Source organism: Paraburkholderia ultramafica (assembly GCF_902859915.1).
In the GTDB taxonomy this organism is placed as follows: domain Bacteria; phylum Pseudomonadota; class Gammaproteobacteria; order Burkholderiales; family Burkholderiaceae; genus Paraburkholderia; species Paraburkholderia ultramafica.
On the sequence record NZ_CADIKK010000022.1, the window covers coordinates 59,570 to 76,349 of the forward strand.

The 16,780-nt window shown below is 64.9% G+C and carries 16 protein-coding genes and 1 pseudogene; 4 read left to right on the forward strand and 13 right to left on the reverse strand.

The genetic code is table 11. The annotated features are described in order from the left end of the window. Positions 1-3: 3 nt before the first annotated feature. From HV744_RS22665 to HV744_RS22680, 4 genes and pseudogenes are all read right to left on the reverse strand, one after another. Positions 4-426: a rubredoxin gene (locus HV744_RS22665; protein WP_175151637.1), complete on the reverse strand. Its 423-nt coding sequence runs from the start codon at positions 424-426 to the stop codon at positions 4-6. A gap of 374 nt (positions 427-800) precedes the next feature. Beyond that, complete coding sequence (locus HV744_RS22670; RefSeq protein WP_175151638.1) at positions 801-1,790, reverse strand: alpha/beta hydrolase; 990 nt, start codon at positions 1,788-1,790, stop codon at positions 801-803. Positions 1,791-1,960: 170 nt separating this feature from the next. Beyond that, positions 1,961-3,208 (reverse strand): aromatic ring-hydroxylating oxygenase subunit alpha, encoded by a 1,248-nt coding sequence (locus HV744_RS22675; RefSeq protein WP_175151639.1) that lies wholly within the window; start codon positions 3,206-3,208, stop codon positions 1,961-1,963. A gap of 192 nt (positions 3,209-3,400) precedes the next feature. Continuing rightward, positions 3,401-4,162: pseudogene (locus HV744_RS22680) on the reverse strand (glycosyltransferase family 2 protein); the annotation flags it as partial. Here HV744_RS22680 and HV744_RS22685 point away from each other — a divergent pair. The 4 genes from HV744_RS22685 to HV744_RS22700 all read left to right on the forward strand — a co-directional run bounded on the left by HV744_RS22685 (position 4,161) and on the right by HV744_RS22700 (position 6,392). Further along, on the forward strand, positions 4,161-5,084 hold the full coding sequence (locus HV744_RS22685) for a DMT family transporter (protein ID WP_281363664.1): 924 nt from the start codon (positions 4,161-4,163) through the stop codon (positions 5,082-5,084). The pseudogene HV744_RS22680 and the gene HV744_RS22685 sit on opposite strands and share 2 nt — an antisense overlap. 174 nt (positions 5,085-5,258) lie before the next feature. Next, complete coding sequence (locus tag HV744_RS22690) at positions 5,259-5,462, forward strand: DUF3562 domain-containing protein (protein WP_175151640.1); 204 nt, start codon at positions 5,259-5,261, stop codon at positions 5,460-5,462. A 148-nt stretch (positions 5,463-5,610) separates the two neighbouring features. Beyond that, positions 5,611-5,934: an FAD-dependent oxidoreductase gene (locus tag HV744_RS38295; RefSeq protein WP_343056445.1), complete on the forward strand. Its 324-nt coding sequence runs from the start codon at positions 5,611-5,613 to the stop codon at positions 5,932-5,934. Next, positions 5,931-6,392 carry a GNAT family N-acetyltransferase gene (locus HV744_RS22700; protein ID WP_175151641.1) on the forward strand — a complete coding sequence of 154 codons (462 nt, stop codon included), beginning with the start codon at positions 5,931-5,933 and terminating at the stop codon, positions 6,390-6,392. The genes HV744_RS38295 and HV744_RS22700 overlap by 4 nt, the downstream gene beginning before the upstream one ends. Before the next feature lie 74 nt (positions 6,393-6,466). Here the strand turns inward: HV744_RS22700 and HV744_RS22705 are convergent, their stop codons facing one another. Genes HV744_RS22705 through HV744_RS22745 form a run of 9 tightly spaced genes read right to left on the reverse strand, consistent with a single transcriptional unit; the run spans position 6,467 to position 16,757 of the window. Further along, entirely contained in the window at positions 6,467-7,870 is a 1,404-nt protein-coding gene (locus HV744_RS22705; protein WP_175151642.1) for an MFS transporter, read from the reverse strand. Between the two features lie 24 nt (positions 7,871-7,894). Continuing rightward, positions 7,895-9,160 (reverse strand): NAD(P)/FAD-dependent oxidoreductase, encoded by a 1,266-nt coding sequence (locus tag HV744_RS22710; RefSeq protein ID WP_175151643.1) that lies wholly within the window; start codon positions 9,158-9,160, stop codon positions 7,895-7,897. Continuing rightward, positions 9,153-10,118 (reverse strand): VOC family protein, encoded by a 966-nt coding sequence (locus HV744_RS22715; RefSeq protein ID WP_175151644.1) that lies wholly within the window; start codon positions 10,116-10,118, stop codon positions 9,153-9,155. The genes HV744_RS22710 and HV744_RS22715 overlap by 8 nt, the downstream gene beginning before the upstream one ends. Positions 10,119-10,145: 27 nt before the next feature. Beyond that, complete coding sequence (locus tag HV744_RS22720; RefSeq protein ID WP_175151697.1) at positions 10,146-11,666, reverse strand: aldehyde dehydrogenase; 1,521 nt, start codon at positions 11,664-11,666, stop codon at positions 10,146-10,148. 32 nt (positions 11,667-11,698) lie between these two features. Beyond that, positions 11,699-12,529: an aspartate dehydrogenase gene (locus HV744_RS22725; RefSeq protein ID WP_175151645.1), complete on the reverse strand. Its 831-nt coding sequence runs from the start codon at positions 12,527-12,529 to the stop codon at positions 11,699-11,701. Further along, positions 12,522-14,180 carry a thiamine pyrophosphate-binding protein gene (locus HV744_RS22730; protein WP_175151646.1) on the reverse strand — a complete coding sequence of 553 codons (1,659 nt, stop codon included), beginning with the start codon at positions 14,178-14,180 and terminating at the stop codon, positions 12,522-12,524. The genes HV744_RS22725 and HV744_RS22730 overlap by 8 nt, the downstream gene beginning before the upstream one ends. Then, the gene (locus HV744_RS22735; protein WP_175151698.1) at positions 14,173-14,979 is read right to left on the reverse strand and encodes an SDR family oxidoreductase; all 807 of its coding nucleotides are present in this window, start codon (positions 14,977-14,979) and stop codon (positions 14,173-14,175) included. The genes HV744_RS22730 and HV744_RS22735 overlap by 8 nt, the downstream gene beginning before the upstream one ends. Continuing rightward, positions 14,952-15,866, reverse strand: a complete 915-nt coding sequence (locus HV744_RS22740) for an IclR family transcriptional regulator (protein WP_175151647.1) — start codon at positions 15,864-15,866, stop codon at positions 14,952-14,954. Before HV744_RS22740 ends, HV744_RS22735 begins: the two co-directional genes overlap by 28 nt. Further along, complete coding sequence (locus HV744_RS22745) at positions 15,867-16,757, reverse strand: alpha/beta fold hydrolase (protein ID WP_175151648.1); 891 nt, start codon at positions 16,755-16,757, stop codon at positions 15,867-15,869. It lies immediately after the preceding gene. Between the last annotated feature and the right edge of the window lie 23 nt (positions 16,758-16,780).

A 16,780-nucleotide genomic window follows, 5' to 3' on the forward strand; every position in this document is an offset into this window, starting at 1 on the left:
GGTTTAAAACTCGACCAACGCAAAATCTTCCTTGCCCACGTCGCAAAGCGGGCAGCGCCAGTCGGCCGGGACGTCCGCCCAGCGCGTGCCCGGCGCGATACCTTCGTCCGGCAGGCCGGCAGCCTCGTCGTAGACCCAGCCGCAGATCACGCAGACCCATTGCTTGAAGTCGTCCGCGCAGACGGCATGGCCGGGCGCCGGCCCGGCCGCGTTCGTTGCGGGCGGCGCCGGCGTCTTGTCGAGGCTCACGACCAGCGGCGCGGCCGTGCCGCCGCCGTTCCCGTTCGCGGCAAGACGCGCCTGCAGGCTTTCCAGCAAGCGCTGGGCTTCGTCCTGCGTCAAATCGATCCAGTACGGATCGCCGGCGCCGTCGTTGAGCCGCTCGGGGGAAAACTGGATTTCTACGGCTACGCCCTTCCTGTACATGGCAATCGCAATATCGAGAAAGCCGGGAACCCGTGCCGGCGTGGGGCCGCACGCGTCACGCAGCGGCGTCGCAGTGCGACTAGACCAGATGATTCAGCAGGATGGAGGCGATCAGGCCGGCGGCGCCGATCAGGCCAAGCAGTTGCAGCAAAGTGAGCGATTTACGCGATGCGGTGGGGAGTTGTTGCGTGGTCACGAGCGTTTCTTGAAGATCGGAAAAAGCGAAATAGTACACGGGTGTGAGCGCGGCGCATGCCGATTAGCGCAAACCCGCGCGCATCAGCCGACATTATCGCCGCTCGCGCGCGCCGCATTGCCTACCGTGTGGAGATGAATTAATTCCGTGAGATGGGGAAAGCAAGGGGCAAGCTCGCCTACGCATGCACCGCCTTGTCCACATGTTCGGAGACCGCCGCGACGATCTCGGCCAGCGCCGCAGGCTCCAGCGTCAAGCCGATATGGCCCACAGCGGGCACGATCGTGACCGGCACCACGCGCCCCGCCTCGACGAATACGCCGGCAAACGCTTCAGCGCGAAACGCCTCGTCGTCGGCGCCGACCAGCACTTCGAGCGGCCGCCGAGTCGCGCGAATATCGGCGCGGTAGTTATCGTGCGGACGAAAATTCTTCATCAGGTTGTACGAGTATTGCGGCGTGAGTCTCGCCGCCGCTTCGGGTGACAACGCGTAGGCCACTGTCGGCAGATCGTTGAAGGCGGTGATGCGCAGCTTGTTGAGGAGCGTCAGCGCGACAGTGCGCGGCACACCGACGCTCACCCATCCACCGCTCCCAGGCCGCGTGGTCGGCGCGTTGTGGTGAATGAACGGCGCAAGCAGCACATAGCGATCGAAGACCAGTTGCCGCGAATCGCCCGCAAAGCGCAGCGCAAACCCGCCGCCGGCCGAGAAGCCCACCAACGTGCGCGGCCCGGCCGGCTGAACCGCGTCGAGAAAGTCGCTGAGATCGTCCTCGAGTTGCCCGATATAGGCGATCGTGCCTTTCCTGCCCGATTCGCCGTGGCCGCGCATGTCGGGAACGTAGACGTCGTAGCCGGCCGCGCCGAGCGCCTTCGCCAACGTGTGCAGGCTGACGCCGCTCGCCGACGAGCCATGAATCAGCACCACGCTGCCGCACGCCCGCGCGAGACGGTTCGGATAACGCCGATACGCGAGCGGCGCGTTGTCGCGGGCGGTATAGCGTTCGAGCGGGGGTAAATCGGAGGTATCGACGGATTTGAACGGCTCGTTGATCGACGCGAGCGGCGGCGGTGGCTTCGGACCGCCCTTCACGAGCGCCAGCGCAATGATGGCGAGACCCACAAGGAACACGGCAACCGGCATGACCACATGCAGTTCGGGACTCATCGAATGGCCTCTCTCTCAGGCGATCAATTATGTTTGCGGCTTTCCCGCTCGATGAGTCTGTGCGTGGTGAGTGTCGTTATACCGTTGCTACCGTTATAACTGCCGCCCGGCCCGCCGCTCATCGTCGCCGATGATTGTACGATCCCGCGCGGCGTCAAGAAACCCGAATATCAGGTATTCGCCAATGGGTTGCCGTGCCGCGAATCCCAGAAGCGGATCACCACCGTGTCGCCGGTGCCGGCGCCCACCAGCTGATCGGGCGCGCCGCACTCGCGCAGCAACGCGCGCAGATCGTTGATGACCGGAAACACCTCATGATTCCAGTCGGCGCCCTGCGAGTCGTGAGCGCGCTGTTCGGCTTCGACGATCTCACGATCTTCCTTGAAAATCCGTTCGGTGAACCACACGAGAAGCGGCCACGCGAGATTCAGCACGCCGGGAATCCCGGGCTTGCGAATCGACAGCAGCCCGAACGTGCGGTTGGTGCGCTGCTCGCGATCGAGCGGCACATAGGCGATCCACAGATTCATCACCAGCGTCTGTTCGGTCGTGCGGATCTGCAGCGTCTGATACGGATACTCGGTGCGGATCGTCATCACGTCCTTGTCATTGTTGCTGCCGGTTCTGCGGCTCTGGCCGAACACGATCGCTTCGCCAAACGGCTGCTGGCCAGCCATGCGCGCAAACGTGTAGTCGACTTCGACCCAGCCTTCGCCGCGCCGCCTCCCCACCGAACGCGCCCGCATCTGCCCCATCTGCTTACGGTGCAGAAACTGATGGTTCATGTCCATCAGGTTCTCGTGCATGAATGAATAGTGGCAATTCACCGGGCGGCCGAACCGGCGCGTCTTGTACTTCTTGTCCGCCACCGAACCGAGATCGGGCAGCGGCCGTTGGTCGGCGAACTCGGCATTGCCCGGAAACACGAAAATCAACCCTTCGATTTCCTGGCAAGGATAGGAACGCACGCCGTTCGGCAGACGGTCGCGGCCCAGGTACGGCACGTCGACGCACTTGCCCGAGCAGTCATAGGTCCAGCCGTGGTAGCCGCAACGAATCGATTCGCCGGTGACAACGCCCTGATGCAGCGGCACCTGACGATGCGCGCAGCGGTCTTCCAGCGCGAACACCTTGCCGGACTCCGTGCGCGCCAGCACGATCGGGTCGCCCGCGAAGGTCACACCATGCGTCTTGCCCCGCTTCACTTCATGCGACCATGCGAGCGGATACCAGTAGTCCGGGTGAATGCCGACGCGGCGCAGATCGCGTACCGGCGCATGGTTGGCGGCGTGGCCCGGCGCGTGCGCGTGCGCCGTTGTTGCGGCGGCATGAGCAGCATTCTGCGCCGCTGCGTGAGCAGGCGACGCATCGACGGTTGCATCGACGGTGTCTTGTTCGAGCGGGGGAACAGCATGCATAAGTGAAGCCTCCGTGCACGAGCGGATAGAAGGTCGCCGCCCTGCATGTCGAGGCCGGCATCGTCGCCAGTCTACTCGAAGCGGCCGCCGCCTGGTCGGATGCCGGCACACGGCGGCCTGTCTGCGACGCCTCGCGCCTGCGTAAGCGCGCCTCCCCGCGATCCGGAACGCGCCGGAAAACGCGACGTGCGCTCAGTTCTCGTCGTGCGCCACCAGTCCGGAGCGGCGCTGCACGCCCCACGAGCGTCCGCCGCGCAGAAAATGCAGCCAGCCAAGCGCGGCACCGACATGCCGCACGAGCTGAAACGTGAACGGCTCGGCAAGCGCCGCGAGCATCGCCATCCACAGACTGTTGCCGCTGCGCTCGCCGGTCCAGCGTCGATACAGGTGAATGCTCCACAGATAGAACGCGAGATCGATCGCGGTTTTCAGGCCGATCACGCTGAAGATCGACACGACAATCGCGCCATGGCCGCCGAACAGAAAGCCAAGCAGCAGCGCGAATGCGGTCAGCCCGTAGATCGGCTGCATCGTGTCGATTGCCTTGACCGGCAGCATCAGCATGCCGAGCCTGCCGTAGCGCGGATTGCCGGTCATGTCGCGGTTCCAGTACTGCGTTTGCAGGAAGCCCGCGAACCAGCGGCGGCGCTGCCGCAGAAAACTGCCGAGGTGGTCCGGCGCGTCGGTATGAGCGTGCGCTTCGCCGACTACCCGCACGTCCCAGCCGAGCCCTCGATCGACCGAATAGCGGCGCAGCCGGTGGATCAGTTCATAGTCTTCGACCAGACATTGCGGATCGAAGCCGCCCACGTCGAGCAGCGCGTCACGCCTGAACGACGCGAACGCACCCGAAATCAGCAGCAGACTGTCGGCCCGCATCCACGCAAAGCGGGCGATGAAGTTGCGCATGTACTCATAGGTCTGGAACCACTGGAACACGCGGCCCGACATCGTGATTCTGGCGCGCCGGTTCAAACACGGCGCCACCGGCCAACAGACCGCTCACAACCGCTTCCCGTTGCACGCAGTGCCGTGGCTGGCCGGCGCGATCGCGGCGGGCGGCGTCGCCGGGCCCGCGCTGTTGATGCTGGGTCTGAACACGACGCCCGCCGCCACCGGTTCACTGCTGCTGAATCTGGAAGGCGTGTTCACCGCGCTGATCGCGTGGATCGTGTTCCGCGAGAACGTCGACCTGCAGGTGTTCCTCGGCATGGCCGCGATCGTCGCGGGCGGCGTGGCGTTGTCATGGCAGCCGGGCGCGGCCGGCCTGCCGCCCGGCACGCTGCTGCTGGTCGGCGCGTGCGCGTGCTGGGCCGTCGACAACAACCTCACCCGCAAGGTATCGACGCACGACGCGATGTTCATCGCCTGCATTAAAGGGCTGGTCGCCGGTTCGGTGAACGTGGCGCTCGCGCTCACCCTCGGCGCCCGCTGGCCGAACCTGTCGAGCGTCGCGCTGGCGATGCTCACAGGCTTCGCGGGCTACGGCGTCAGTCTCGTGCTGTTCGTCGTCGCGCTGCGCAATCTCGGCACCGCGCGTACCGGCGCCTATTTCTCGGTCGCGCCGCTATTCGGCGTGACGCTGTCGTGGCTGCTGTGGCCGGAACTGCCACCGCTGCTGTTCTGGGTCGCCGCCGCGTTGATGACGCTCGGCGTGTGGCTGCACATCCGCGAACGCCACGAGCATCCACATACGCATGAGCCGCTGGAGCACACGCATCGTCATCGGCACGACGCGCATCATCAGCACGAGCACGACTTCGCCTGGGACGGTGAAGAACCGCACACCCATGCGCATCACCATGCGCATCACCATGCGCCGATCACGCATGCCCATGCGCATTTTCCGGACATTCACCACCGGCATACCCATTGATTTCGCGCATCGCCCTGCTGCATAGGCGTTGGCCACAGCGCAAGAAAAAAATCTCTGTGAAACGGATCACACGATAGATCGATTCAATTGGCATGCTCGCGCTTCGCATCCTGTAATAAACACCTGTCGTCTGCGTTCCATCCGTTCAACCCGCCGGCCTCTCCGGAGAGATCCATGTCGCAGCCCGAGCCCAATGTAGACGAAGTGGTGAGAAGCATCGCTGAAGAAACCGATACGCCAACGGAAACGGTTTCCCAGATGTACGCGGACACCCTGGCCGATTATCGGCAAGACGCACGCGTATTCGATTACGTGCCGCTGTTTGCCGCCAAGAAGGTGCGCGACCAGCTTCGCCATAGTTCGAACCACAAACATTGACACGGTGGCGCGCGGAGACCACCGCACCCCGGATCACGCCTCGCATCGGCCCGCTAGCGCTAGTCGGCGCGCCGATTCTTGCGAGCGCGTACCGAAGATATTTCGCACTGCCAGACTCTGACCCTGAGCCATCGACTCGGGGATCGGGATGCGAGTGATAATCGTAGCCGCGGGTATCGCCGGCTTGAGCACGGCGTGGTCGCTCGCCAGGCTGGGACACGACACCACGTTGATCGAGCAGGGCTCGATTCCGAATCCGCTCGCCCCGTCGGGCGATCGTCATCGGATGATCCGCCGCGCGCAAACAACGATGTCCGACGCCAACGCACTGTTCATCCCCCAGCAGGACGACATCGACGAACCCGCGATGACGCGGGCCGCGCTCGCCTGCATCGACGGCTTCACGGCAGCCTTGGCATCACAGCGACTCGTTCGATTGCCGCCATCACTCAACAAGGAACCGTACACATGACCGACTCGATCCAGATCCGCGCCGTTACTCGTGACGACTTCGACGCATGGCTGCCGCTATGGGACGCCTACAACGCGTTCTATGGCCGCTCGGGCGAAACGGCATTGCCGCGTGAGATCACGCAAATCACATGGGGACGTTTCTTCGACGGCTACGAGCCGATGCACGCGATGGTGGCCGAACGCAACGGCCAGTTGCTCGGCATCGTCCACTTCCTGTATCACCGTCACACGACGATGGCGGGGCCGATCTGCTATCTGCAAGATCTGTATACGCTGGAAGCCGAGCGCGGCAAGGGCGTGGGGCGGGCGCTGATCGAAGCGGTGTATGCGCGCGCGAAAGCGGATGGTTCGCAGCGTGTCTATTGGCAGACGCATGAGACCAATCAGACGGCGATGAAGCTTTATGACAGCGTCGCGGATAAGTCGGGGTTTGTGGTGTATCGCAAGGCGTTATGAGGGGGGGCGCCACGTTTGTATGTTTGGCCGGTTATCCGCCCAAAAAACAAAGGCCCACCCAACCCCTCACACCCTCAAGCCTCCAGCTGCTCCAGCACCTTCCCCTTGGTTTCGATACCAAGAAAATGCACCGCAACCGCCGCCAGAAACGGCACTGCCGCAAGAATATAAAACGCCACCTGCAAATTGCCGCCGATCATCGTCTTCGACACGATCGCCGGTGCGAAGATCGCCGCCACCTTGAGCCACGCGCCGCCGACGCCGCAGCCCATCGCCCGGATACTGGTCGGATACAGTTCCGGCGTATACACGTAAGCCGTGATGAACCCGCACGCAAGGAAACCCAGCGCCAACGCGCAGCACGTCGCCACCACATACACCGACGAGCCGTGGAACACGCCCGCCATCACCAGCGAAAGCGCACACGCCACGAACGACACATTGATGATCGGCTTGCGCCCCACCTTGTCGACCAGCAACGCACAGGTCAGCGACCCAAGCACGCCGAGCACCGAAGCCGCCACCGCCAGATTCAACGCCAGTTGCAGCGGCACATGATAAATCGTGCGATAGATCGTCGGCAGCCACGTCGACAGGCCGTACTGAATGAAGCCGCAGGTGATCCACAACATCGCCACGGCCAGCGTGCGCTTCAGATACGCCGGACCGAACAGGTCCGCCATGCGGCGCTTCGGATGACGATTCGCCATCGCGTCGAATTCAGCCGCATTGGCCACCGGCGGCAGCGGACCTTTCGCGGCACGTTCGAACGCATGCACCGCCGCATCGGCATCGGCCATCCGTTCGCGCTCGGCGAGCCAGCGCGGCGATTCCGGCACCAGCTTGCGCAACACGAAGAACAGAATCAAGGGCATCCCGCCGATAAAGTACATCGCTTGCCAGCCGAAGCGCGGCACGATCCAGGCACCCAGCGCATTCGACGCCAGCAGGCCGACCGGGAACACGATTTCATAGAGGAGCACGAAACGTCCACGGCCATGCGCGCGGCTGATCTCGTTGATGTAAGTCGCGGCCACCGGCAACTCGCCGCCGAGCCCCAAGCCCTGAATCACCCGCAGCACGACGAACGCAGCGAAGGTCGGCGCAAAACCGCACGCAATACTCGTGATGCCGATGATCCCCGAGCTCAACGCAATCGCCTTCACGCGCCCCTTGCGCTCCGCATACCACGGGAACACGAACGCGCCGATCAGTTGTCCGACCGAACCGGAGCCGATCAGGAAGCCGATCTCCCATGGCGTCAGTTGCCACTTCGCGATCAGGATCGGCAGTGTGGCCGCAATCGCGATCACGTCGAAGCCGTCGAAGAACGTCGCGAGACCGATCAGAATGCGCGCGCGCACCTGCATCGCATTCTTCGGCAAGCGCTCGAGACGCGCGATGATCGAGCCCCGGGTCACGGGGCCTGAGACACCGGCGCTGCTGCGGTCCCCAATGTTGTTGTCGATGGTTCTCATGCCGTGGTGCCGTCCGTAGATGTGTTAGGCAAGCGCCGTCGAGGCGTCGGTCAGGGTGGCAAGGTCGATGGTCCGGCCTTGGTTCATCCACTTGCGCGAGAGTTTCAGTTCGCGCGGCGTGTTGATCGCGATCACGCCGCGAATCGCGCTGTCTTCCAGATAGAACAGCGTCGCGCGTTTGCCCGGCAAGTCGCCGCGCACCGCCAGTTGCGCATGGCCCGGAATGTCGCCGAGTATTTGCAGATTGACGTCGTACTGATCGGACCAGAACCACGGAATGTCCGCGTACGGTTCGAACGTGCCGAGCAAGGCTTTCGCCGTCGAGATCGCCTGGTTCTGCGCATTGGCCCACGATTCGAGCCGCACGCGGCGCTTGAGCCACGCGCTCGGATGATTGGCGACGTCGCCGCAGGCGAAAATGCGCGGGTCGTCGGTCGCGCCGAAATGATCGACGACGATGCCGTCGTCCACCTTCACACCCGCCGCTTCAGCGAGCGCCGTGTGCGGCGTGAGGCCGATGCCGGCGACAGCGAAATCGGCGTCGAGCGTCGAGCCGTCCGCGAATGTCGCGCGAACCCGGCTGGCATCATGCGGATGATCTTCGAGCTTCACGAGCGATGCGTTCAAACGCACGTCCACACCGTTCGCACGATGCAGTTCGAGCAGGAAGTTCGACACCATCGGCGGCAACGAGCGCGCGCACAGACGCGGCGCACCTTCCACCACGCATGCGTCGACGCCGAGCTTGCGCGCGGTGGCCGCCACTTCCAGACCGATCCAGCCGCCGCCCACCACCAGCACGCGCTGGCTCGCGCGCAACCGTTCGCCGAGCGCGACCGCTTCGTCGAGCGTGCGCAGGTAGGTAACGTGCGAGGTCTTCACCATCGCGTCCGGCAAACGGCGCGCCGCGCCGCCGGTGGCGATCACCAGCCGGTCGTATTGCACTTCGCGGCCCGACTGCGTGCGCACGATGCATTGCTCGCGATCGATCGAACTCGCGCACTCCGGTTGCCACGCTTCGACGTTCAGCGCGTCGAAGTCCTCGGGCTTCACCAGACGCACGGTGTCGATATCCGCGTCGCCGGAGAGCACCGCCTTCGACAGCGGCGGGCGCTCGTACGGCAGATGAACCTCGTCGGCGATCATCACGAGACGGCCGTCGAAGCCTTCCTTGCGCAGCGTCTTCACGACCCAACCCGCCGCCTGGCCGCCGCCGATCACGACGATCGTGCGCGGTGCTTCGAGTCCGGCATGCGCGGCTTGCGCCTTTGCAGTAGCAGCATCAGTCATTTTTGCGCTCCGTCATGAACTTGCCTTCCGGCGCCTTCGCGTTTTTCTGGCGCCGCGTATTGCCGTCGATGCCGCCGTCGATCGCCCATTCGGCGAACACGGTCGGCCCCGGTTCGAAATCGCGCGGCTGCCATTCGGGCGTGAGCTGGTCTTCGTCGGCGTAGTACTCGATCAGGCCGCCGGCCGGATTCTGGAAGTACCAGAAGTACGCCGACGACACCGGATGACGCCCCGGCCCGAGTTGCGTGTCCCAGCCGCAGCGGCTGACATGCATGCCGCCGCCGAACACTTCGTGGATGTCGCGCACGGTGAACGCGACGTGATTCAAGCCGCGCTTACCGTTGGGCAGCGCCAGCAGGAAAATGTCGTGATGGCCGCCGTGCGGCGCGCAGCGCATGAACGCGCCACGGCCCGGATAACGGTCCGACATTTCGAAGCCGAGCAGTTCCTGGTAGAACTTTTCCTGTTCGGCCAGTTTGTTCGTGAAGAACACGACGTGGCCCACTTCGACCGGCTCAGCGCGTTCGTAGATCGGCGACGGCTGATCGACGCGCAACGTCTGGCCCCACACGTTCGACGGCGAACCGTGCACGTCGAGCGTACGCTTGCGAGTCACTTCGACACGAATCGCCATACCGTTCGGGTCGATGCAGCCGACCGCGTCGCCGGTTTCGAAATGACCCGGCTGGCCGGCGAAACGGCCGCGCAGTTCGTCGAGTTCAGCCTTCGTCGCGACGCCCCAGGTCACCTCACGCAGCGTCGGGCCTTCTTCGAACGCGGGCGGCAGCGACGGGTCGTTCGCGTCGACGGCGAGAATCGTGCAGCCGTTGAGCGTTTCGAAGCGTGCATGCGTCTCATCGTGCGCGGTCTCCTTGAGGCCCCAGTCCGCGAAAAAGCGGCGGCAGGTGGCGAGATCCGTCACGCCGTAAATAATCTGTTCAATGCCGAGAATCGCCATAACGTACCTCTTGCCTATCTTGCGTATTCAGTTCGCCCGGGGCGCGTCAGCCCGGGGCGCGTTAGCCCACGCCAGCGGCGCGTCGTTCAAGCCCCAGTAGAGGCTCTTCTGCTGCATGTATTCGCGGATGCCGAGGCGGCCTTTCTCGCGTCCCATGCCGCTCTCTTTCCAGCCGCTGAACGGCGTCGAGATCGAGAACAGCTTGTAGGTGTTGATCCAGATCGTGCCGGCTTCGAGCGCGCGGGCGATCCGGTAAGCGCGCTTGTAATCGCGCGTCCAGATGCCGGCTGCGAGGCCGAACACACTGTTGTTCGCTTCTTTCAGCAGCGAGGCTTCGTCGTCGAACGGCATCGCCACGAGCACCGGGCCGAAGATTTCTTCCTGGCAGATGCGCGCGTCGTTGGTCAGGCCTTCGAGAATCGTCGGCTGGAAGTAGGTGCCGGCTTCGCGGCCATCGCCGACCGGACGTTCGCCGCCGCACAGCAGGCGGCCGCCTTCTTCGAGACCCAGCGCGACATAGCGCTCGACGGTTTCGCGATGCGCTGCCGTAATCAGCGGACCCATCTGCGTTTCCATCAGCGACGGATCGCCGACGCGCAGCTTGCGTGCGCCTTCAGCGAGACGCTTCATGAACGCGTCGTAAATCGAACGCTGCACGAACAGGCGCGAACCCGCGATGCACGCCTCGCCCGACGAACTGAAAATGCCGTACAGCACGCCGTTCACCGCGTGATCGAGATCGGCGTCGTCGAACACGATGGTCGGCGACTTGCCGCCGAGTTCGAGCGACACCGGCATCAGCTTGTCCGCCGCGATGCGCGCGATGCCGCGGCCCACTTCGGTGCCGCCCGTGAACGACACTTTCTTCACCAGCGGATGACGCACCAGCACGTCGCCGATCACCGAGCCCTTGCCCGGCAGCACGCTGATGACGCCCTTCGGCACGCCAGCTTCTTCACAGATGCGCGCCAGCGCCAAGGAAACCAAGGGCGTGACTTCGGCGGGCTTCAACACCACCGCATTACCGCCCGCGAGCGCGGGAGCGAGCTTCTGCGCGTCGGAAGCGATCGGCGAATTCCACGGCGTAATCGCCGCGATCACACCGATCGGCTCGTACACGCTCATCGTTAGATAGTCGCCGCGCGACGGCGTGACTTCTTCGTCGAGCGTTTCGAGGCAGGCCGCGAAATAGCGGAACGTGTTCGCGGCGCTCGCCACCAGCACGCGCGTTTCGCCGATCGGCTTGCCGTTGTCGCGGCGCTGCAATTGCGCGAGCGCTTCGTGGCGCGCCATGATCAGATCGGCGATGCGGTACAGGATCAGCGCGCGTTGATGCGGCTTCAGACCCGACCAGTCCGCGCGGCGCCATCCGAGGTCGGCGGCTTGCACGGCGTCGCGGGCGTCGTCGGCGTTGGCCGTCGAGATTTCCATGTTGACCGACTGATCCGCCGGATACAGGCTTTTGTACGGGTTGCCACGCCCTTGCCGCCATTCGCCGCCGATGAAGATATCGCCGGTAGGCACGAGGCTGGTATCGAAGTGAGTCATGTCGGTCATTCCGGTTTGCTTCAGCTAAAGTCTTAAATCACGCAACGGGCCGCGCGATTGCGCAGCGCACGCATCGCGCTGTACGCGGTCAGCGCGGACGTCTTGGGGTTGTCCGGCAGCGGCTTGCCGCACATTTCCAGCGACATCTCGCCGAATGCGCCGCGCGCCACGATGCGATGCACGTTGCGCGTCACGTTCGGGTCGGCGATCAATCGGACCGTGGTGTGGTCCAGACCGAGACCGGCCAGCGCGATCGTCGCGGCAACGTTGGCGTTCTTCGGATAGAGGCGCGCCGCTTCGCGCGCGCTGCCTTCGAAGATCACCATCTCTTCATTCAGCGCGTTCAGATCGCAGACCTGTTCGGCCGGTGTGCCGAGCCAGCCCGTCGGCGGCTTGCGGCCCGTGTACAGCACTTCGTCGAGGCCGCCGAGCTTGGCCGCGGCCAGCGCGTCCACGCCGCCAATCGCGCCGGAGAGCAGCGTCAACGTCGCGTCGCCTTCATCGGCGGCGGCGGACAACGCGTCGAGCAGCATCACATCGGACAACGCACCGATCGACGCCACCGCGCAATCGGTACCGGCTTTCAGCAGCGGCACCACGTGATCGACGAGCGCGCTGTGTCCCGCGCATTCCAAAGCGAAATGCGGCTGGCTGCTAAGCGCGGACACCGACGTCACCACGTCCACCATCGAGCCCACCACGGCGCGCACCGAGGCCATATGGCGCTCCGGCACGATCACGTGAGACACGCGCACCGCCGGATCGGCGGCGACCGAGCGGTACACCGCCTGGCCGATCGCACCGAAGCCGATCATCGCGACGTCGACGGGCGCGTGATGTCCCGCGTAGCCGGCCTCATGCATGTTGCGGCTCCTGTTCCTTGACCGGCGGCCCCGCGAATGCGGTGGCGAACGAGCCGACCGACAGCATGTCCACTTCGACCAGCACCGGACCAGTCTTCGCGATGCCTTCGCGAATGATCGCGTCGGCCTGGTCGAGCGACTTGATGCGGTAGTGCGTGAGCTTCAGGCTCGCGCAGAACTGCGCGAAATCCGGCTGATGCAGATCGACGTAGCAGCGGCGGCCACCGTATTGCGCGTCCTGAATGTTGCGGATCACGCCGTAGCACTGGTCGTTCATCAGCACGATCATCACGTTGGCGTTTTCCTGCACGGCCGTCGCGAGTTCGCCGACGTTGACCATCAGGCCGCCGTCACCGACCAGACACACGGTCTTCGCCGCATTGCCCGCGAGCGCCGCGCCGATGCCCATCTGCATGCCCTGGCCGATGCCACCGCCGAGTGCATGAACCCCCGCGCGCGGCGCGAAGATCTTCAGCATGCGGTTGCCCCACGTGCTGTTTGAGATCGTGACGTCGCGCACCCAGTTGTAGTCGCGGCCCACCGCCGCTTGCAGCGCGTCGACGAGGCACTTGTACGGGCCGAGGCCCTTGCCCACGTCGGCAACCGCGCTTTCGCGCGCGGCGGCCAGATCCTGCGCGAACTTCGGATCGACCTTCAGGCGGCCTTCGAGCAGCGTCGCGAGTTCGTCGAGGACGGCCGCCGCATCGCCGTGAATGAACATCTCGTTGCGGTAGCCGCGGTTGTCGGCGAGCGCGTCGGCGTCGATGCGATACAGCGGTTGCGGCAACGCCAGCTTGTACTTCAGCGTTTCGTTGCCACGCAGACGCGAACCGACCACCACGAGCGCGTCGCACGTCTTATAGAAACGCTCGACCGCCGCATGCACGTTGAACGCGCCGAGCGTCGCCGGATGATCTTCCGGCAGCACGCCACGGCCCTGCACGCTGGTGACGACGCCAAAGCCCAGCGCCACCAGACGCTCGACCGCCTGGGTCGCATGGCGCGTGCCGCCGCCCAGCCACAGCAGCGGGCGCTTCGCGTTGACCAGTTGCTCCGCGAGTTGCGCGACGCGCTGGCTGCAATGCGTGAGTGTCGTGACGTGCGGCGCGGCGAGGTCGGTCGGCCATTCGACTTCGGCAGCCTGAATGTCGATCGGAATCTCGACGCTCACCGGGCCGCTCGGCGCGGTTTGCGCGACCCGTACGGCTTCGCGGATCGTCGGCAGCGCGGTCTCGACCGAGCGCACGCGGAACGCGGCCTTCGAGATCGACGACAGCATCGACAACTGGTCCGGCGCTTCGTGGATGTACGCGAGGTCTTGATCCAGGTATTCGGTTTCGATCTGGCCGGTGACGTGCAGCAACGCGGTGCCCGCGGTCAATGCTTCGACCATCGCGCCCGCTGCGTTGCCCGCCGCGGTGCCGGTGCTGGTGAACGCCACGCCGAGGCCACCGGAGACGCGTGCGAGGCCGTCGGCCATGTTCACCGCGCCGGCTTCGCCGCGCGCGCCGACATAGCGGATCTTGCCGCGGTTGTGAATCGCGTCGAGGATCGGCATGTTGTGGATCGAGATCACGCCGAATGCGGTTTGAACGCCGCATTGCTCGAGAAAGGCGGCGATCAGTTCGCCAACGGTGGTTTTGTTAGACATGTCGTGCAACGCCTCCAGAAACATCGATGTGACTGCCCGTCGTATAGGACGACAGCGTCGTAGCCAGATAAAAGAGCGCTTGAGCGGCTTCTTCGGGGCGACCGAAGCGGCCTAGCGGAATGTTTTTCTTGCGCGCCAGTTCGGCGGTCCAGTCTTCCCAGCTCTGGCCCGGCTGCGCCTGGGTCGCGTAACGGCGGCGCCACTGACCCGATTCGACGATGCCGATCAGAATCGAATTGACGCGGATGCGCTGCGGCGCGAGTTCCACCGCGAGCGACTTGATGAGGTTCTGCACGCCGGCGCGCGCCGACGACGTCGCCACCATGTGCGGCTCGGGTTGCAGCGCGAGCAGCGAGTTCACGCAGACCACGGCCGCGTTGTTGCCAGCCCCGGCCGCATCGCGCAGCATCGGCAGGAACGCGCGGGTCGGACGGATTACGCTGAAGTACTTCAGGTCGAGCTCTTCGCGCCAGGCGTCGTCGCTGGTGTCGGCGAACGTCGACACGCGACCCTGGCCCGCGTTGTTCACCAGCATGTCGGTGCGGCCGAAGCGCGTTTGCACCGCTTGCGCGAACGCGTTGACGTCGTCGGTGTCGAGCACGTCGCAACTTTGCGCGAACAGTTGCGCATGGGGAAACTGCGCGTTCAGCGCGGCTTGCGCTTGCGCGAGACGCTCGGTGTCGCGGCCGCAGATCGCGACCGATGCGCCGGCCCGCAAAAACAGTTCGGCGGTCGCGAGGCCGATGCCGGACGAACCGCCCGTCACCACCGCTACCTGCCCGCACAAGTCGATTTGAATCGTCGGATCCCCAATGCCTTCATGTATTTGCTGCCCGCATTCGGCCCAAGCTTCGGCCGATAGTTGAGCCGCTGCGAAAGTTCGTCGGCCGCGCGGCGGACTTTGTCGATCAGGCCGCTGTCGAGCAGCGACGCGTCGATCTCGTGGCGCGGAATCGTCGTTGTGATGACCGCGACGATGCGGCCCGTGTCGTTGCGCACCGGCGCGCTGACCACCGAAATGCCGCGTTCGAACGACGACTCGCTGATCGCGAAGCCGCGCCGCGCGTCGTCGCGAATCCGTTCGTACAGATCCTCGACAGTGGTGGGCGTCTGCTTCGTGAAGCGCTCGAGTTCCGGTTCGGGATAGAGCTTCTTCAGATCGTCGAGCGTCATGTCGCCCATCAGCACCTGGCCATGCGTGGTCGCATAAGCGGGCAGACGGGTGCCGACGTTGACCTTCACTGAACTGAAAATCGGCGCATGGCTTTGCGCCTTGGCGACGAACACGACATCGCGTCCGTCGCGAATCACGATGTGGCTCGTCAGACCTGTTTCGTTGCGCAGCGCTTCGATGATCGGCAGGCCGAGGTCGGTCAATTCGAGCGAGCTCAGATACTCGAAACCGAGCCGCAGCACCGCGATGCCAAGGCGATAGTTGCGGTCCTTGTCGGCACGTTCGAGAAAACCGAGCGATTCGAGCGTTTGCAGCAGACGGAACACCGTCGTGCGAGGAATCTTCAGGCGCCGGGACAATTCCGGCGCGCCGAGAACCGGCTCGCGCGGCGAGAACTCGGTCAGAATCTTCAGACCGCGTTCAAGACCCGGCACCCGGTAGCCGGAATCGCTACTGGTGTCGTTGCGGTCGTCGTCCGCGTCGCGCTCGGCGTTGATGGTGTCGGGCGTCATTCATTGGCTCCGTGGTCCGCCGCTCGCGCGGCAGAACGTGTCGATGATCGCGGTGTACGCGGCGGGTGCTTCGATATAGCCGGCGTGCCCCGCGTGCGGCACGACCTGCAGTGGGGTGCGCGCGGCCTGCGCGAGACGCTCGCAGGCCGCGGGCGGCGTAACGGCGTCGGCGGCGCCGACCGCGACGTTGATGCGGCCCGTGCAGCGCGCGAGGTCGCCGGCGAGATCGGCGTTGGCGAGCAGATGTGCCGCTTGCGCGTAGCCGTGCGGGATCACGCGCGACATGTTCCAGCGCACCCACGCGCGGGCTTCGTCGCTCGCGTGAGCGGACAACATATTGGCGCTGCGCTTTTCGGCGAGACCTTGCGGGCCGAGTTCTTTCAGCATCGCGAGACGTTGATCGCGTTTCGTCTCGCGCACCTCGGCCGATGCCGCGCCGTAACCGCCCGCCGGCGACAACAGCAACAGACCGGCCACGCGCTGCGGACAAGCCGCCGCAAACGCACCGGCGATGATCGCGCCGAGCGAGTGCCCGACCAGCACGCCTCGTTCGATACCGAGCGCGTCGAGCCAGTCCTTCAGCACCGTTGCGTAATCGCCGGCTACGGGCGACTCGGCCGCGACCGGCGTGGACGCGCCATAACCCGGCGCGTCCCACGCCAGCACACGGCGGCTCGCGCCTAATACTTCAAACTGCTGCACCCACGATGCCGCGCCCGAACCGATACCGTGCAACAGCACGAGCGGCAGCGCGTCGCTGTTCGCACTCGCCGCTTCGCGATAGCTCAGCGCGCGTTGCGATGCCAGCGAGACCTGCTGCGCCGGAAAGCCCGCAAGGCGTGCTTCGAGCGTGGCGTGTTGATCGGCGGTAGCGGACGGGACTGCGGACATGATTTCCTTCGCGAGTGTTGTGA

Coding starts and splice junctions, on each gene's coding strand:
- HV744_RS22665 (WP_175151637.1), bottom strand. CDS start 426: ATGTACAGGAAGGGCGTAGCCGTAGAAATCCAGTTTTCCCCCGAGCGG.
- HV744_RS22700 (WP_175151641.1), top strand. CDS start 5,931: ATGACCGACTCGATCCAGATCCGCGCCGTTACTCGTGACGACTTCGAC.
- HV744_RS38295 (WP_343056445.1), top strand. CDS start 5,611: ATGCGAGTGATAATCGTAGCCGCGGGTATCGCCGGCTTGAGCACGGCG.
- HV744_RS22720 (WP_175151697.1), bottom strand. CDS start 11,666: ATGACTCACTTCGATACCAGCCTCGTGCCTACCGGCGATATCTTCATC.
- HV744_RS22715 (WP_175151644.1), bottom strand. CDS start 10,118: ATGGCGATTCTCGGCATTGAACAGATTATTTACGGCGTGACGGATCTC.
- HV744_RS22710 (WP_175151643.1), bottom strand. CDS start 9,160: ATGACTGATGCTGCTACTGCAAAGGCGCAAGCCGCGCATGCCGGACTC.
- HV744_RS22670 (WP_175151638.1), bottom strand. CDS start 1,790: ATGAGTCCCGAACTGCATGTGGTCATGCCGGTTGCCGTGTTCCTTGTG.
- HV744_RS22745 (WP_175151648.1), bottom strand. CDS start 16,757: ATGTCCGCAGTCCCGTCCGCTACCGCCGATCAACACGCCACGCTCGAA.
- HV744_RS22725 (WP_175151645.1), bottom strand. CDS start 12,529: ATGCATGAGGCCGGCTACGCGGGACATCACGCGCCCGTCGACGTCGCG.
- HV744_RS22730 (WP_175151646.1), bottom strand. CDS start 14,180: ATGTCTAACAAAACCACCGTTGGCGAACTGATCGCCGCCTTTCTCGAG.
- HV744_RS22705 (WP_175151642.1), bottom strand. CDS start 7,870: ATGAGAACCATCGACAACAACATTGGGGACCGCAGCAGCGCCGGTGTC.
- HV744_RS22740 (WP_175151647.1), bottom strand. CDS start 15,866: ATGACGCCCGACACCATCAACGCCGAGCGCGACGCGGACGACGACCGC.
- HV744_RS22675 (WP_175151639.1), bottom strand. CDS start 3,208: ATGCATGCTGTTCCCCCGCTCGAACAAGACACCGTCGATGCAACCGTC.
- HV744_RS22690 (WP_175151640.1), top strand. CDS start 5,259: ATGTCGCAGCCCGAGCCCAATGTAGACGAAGTGGTGAGAAGCATCGCT.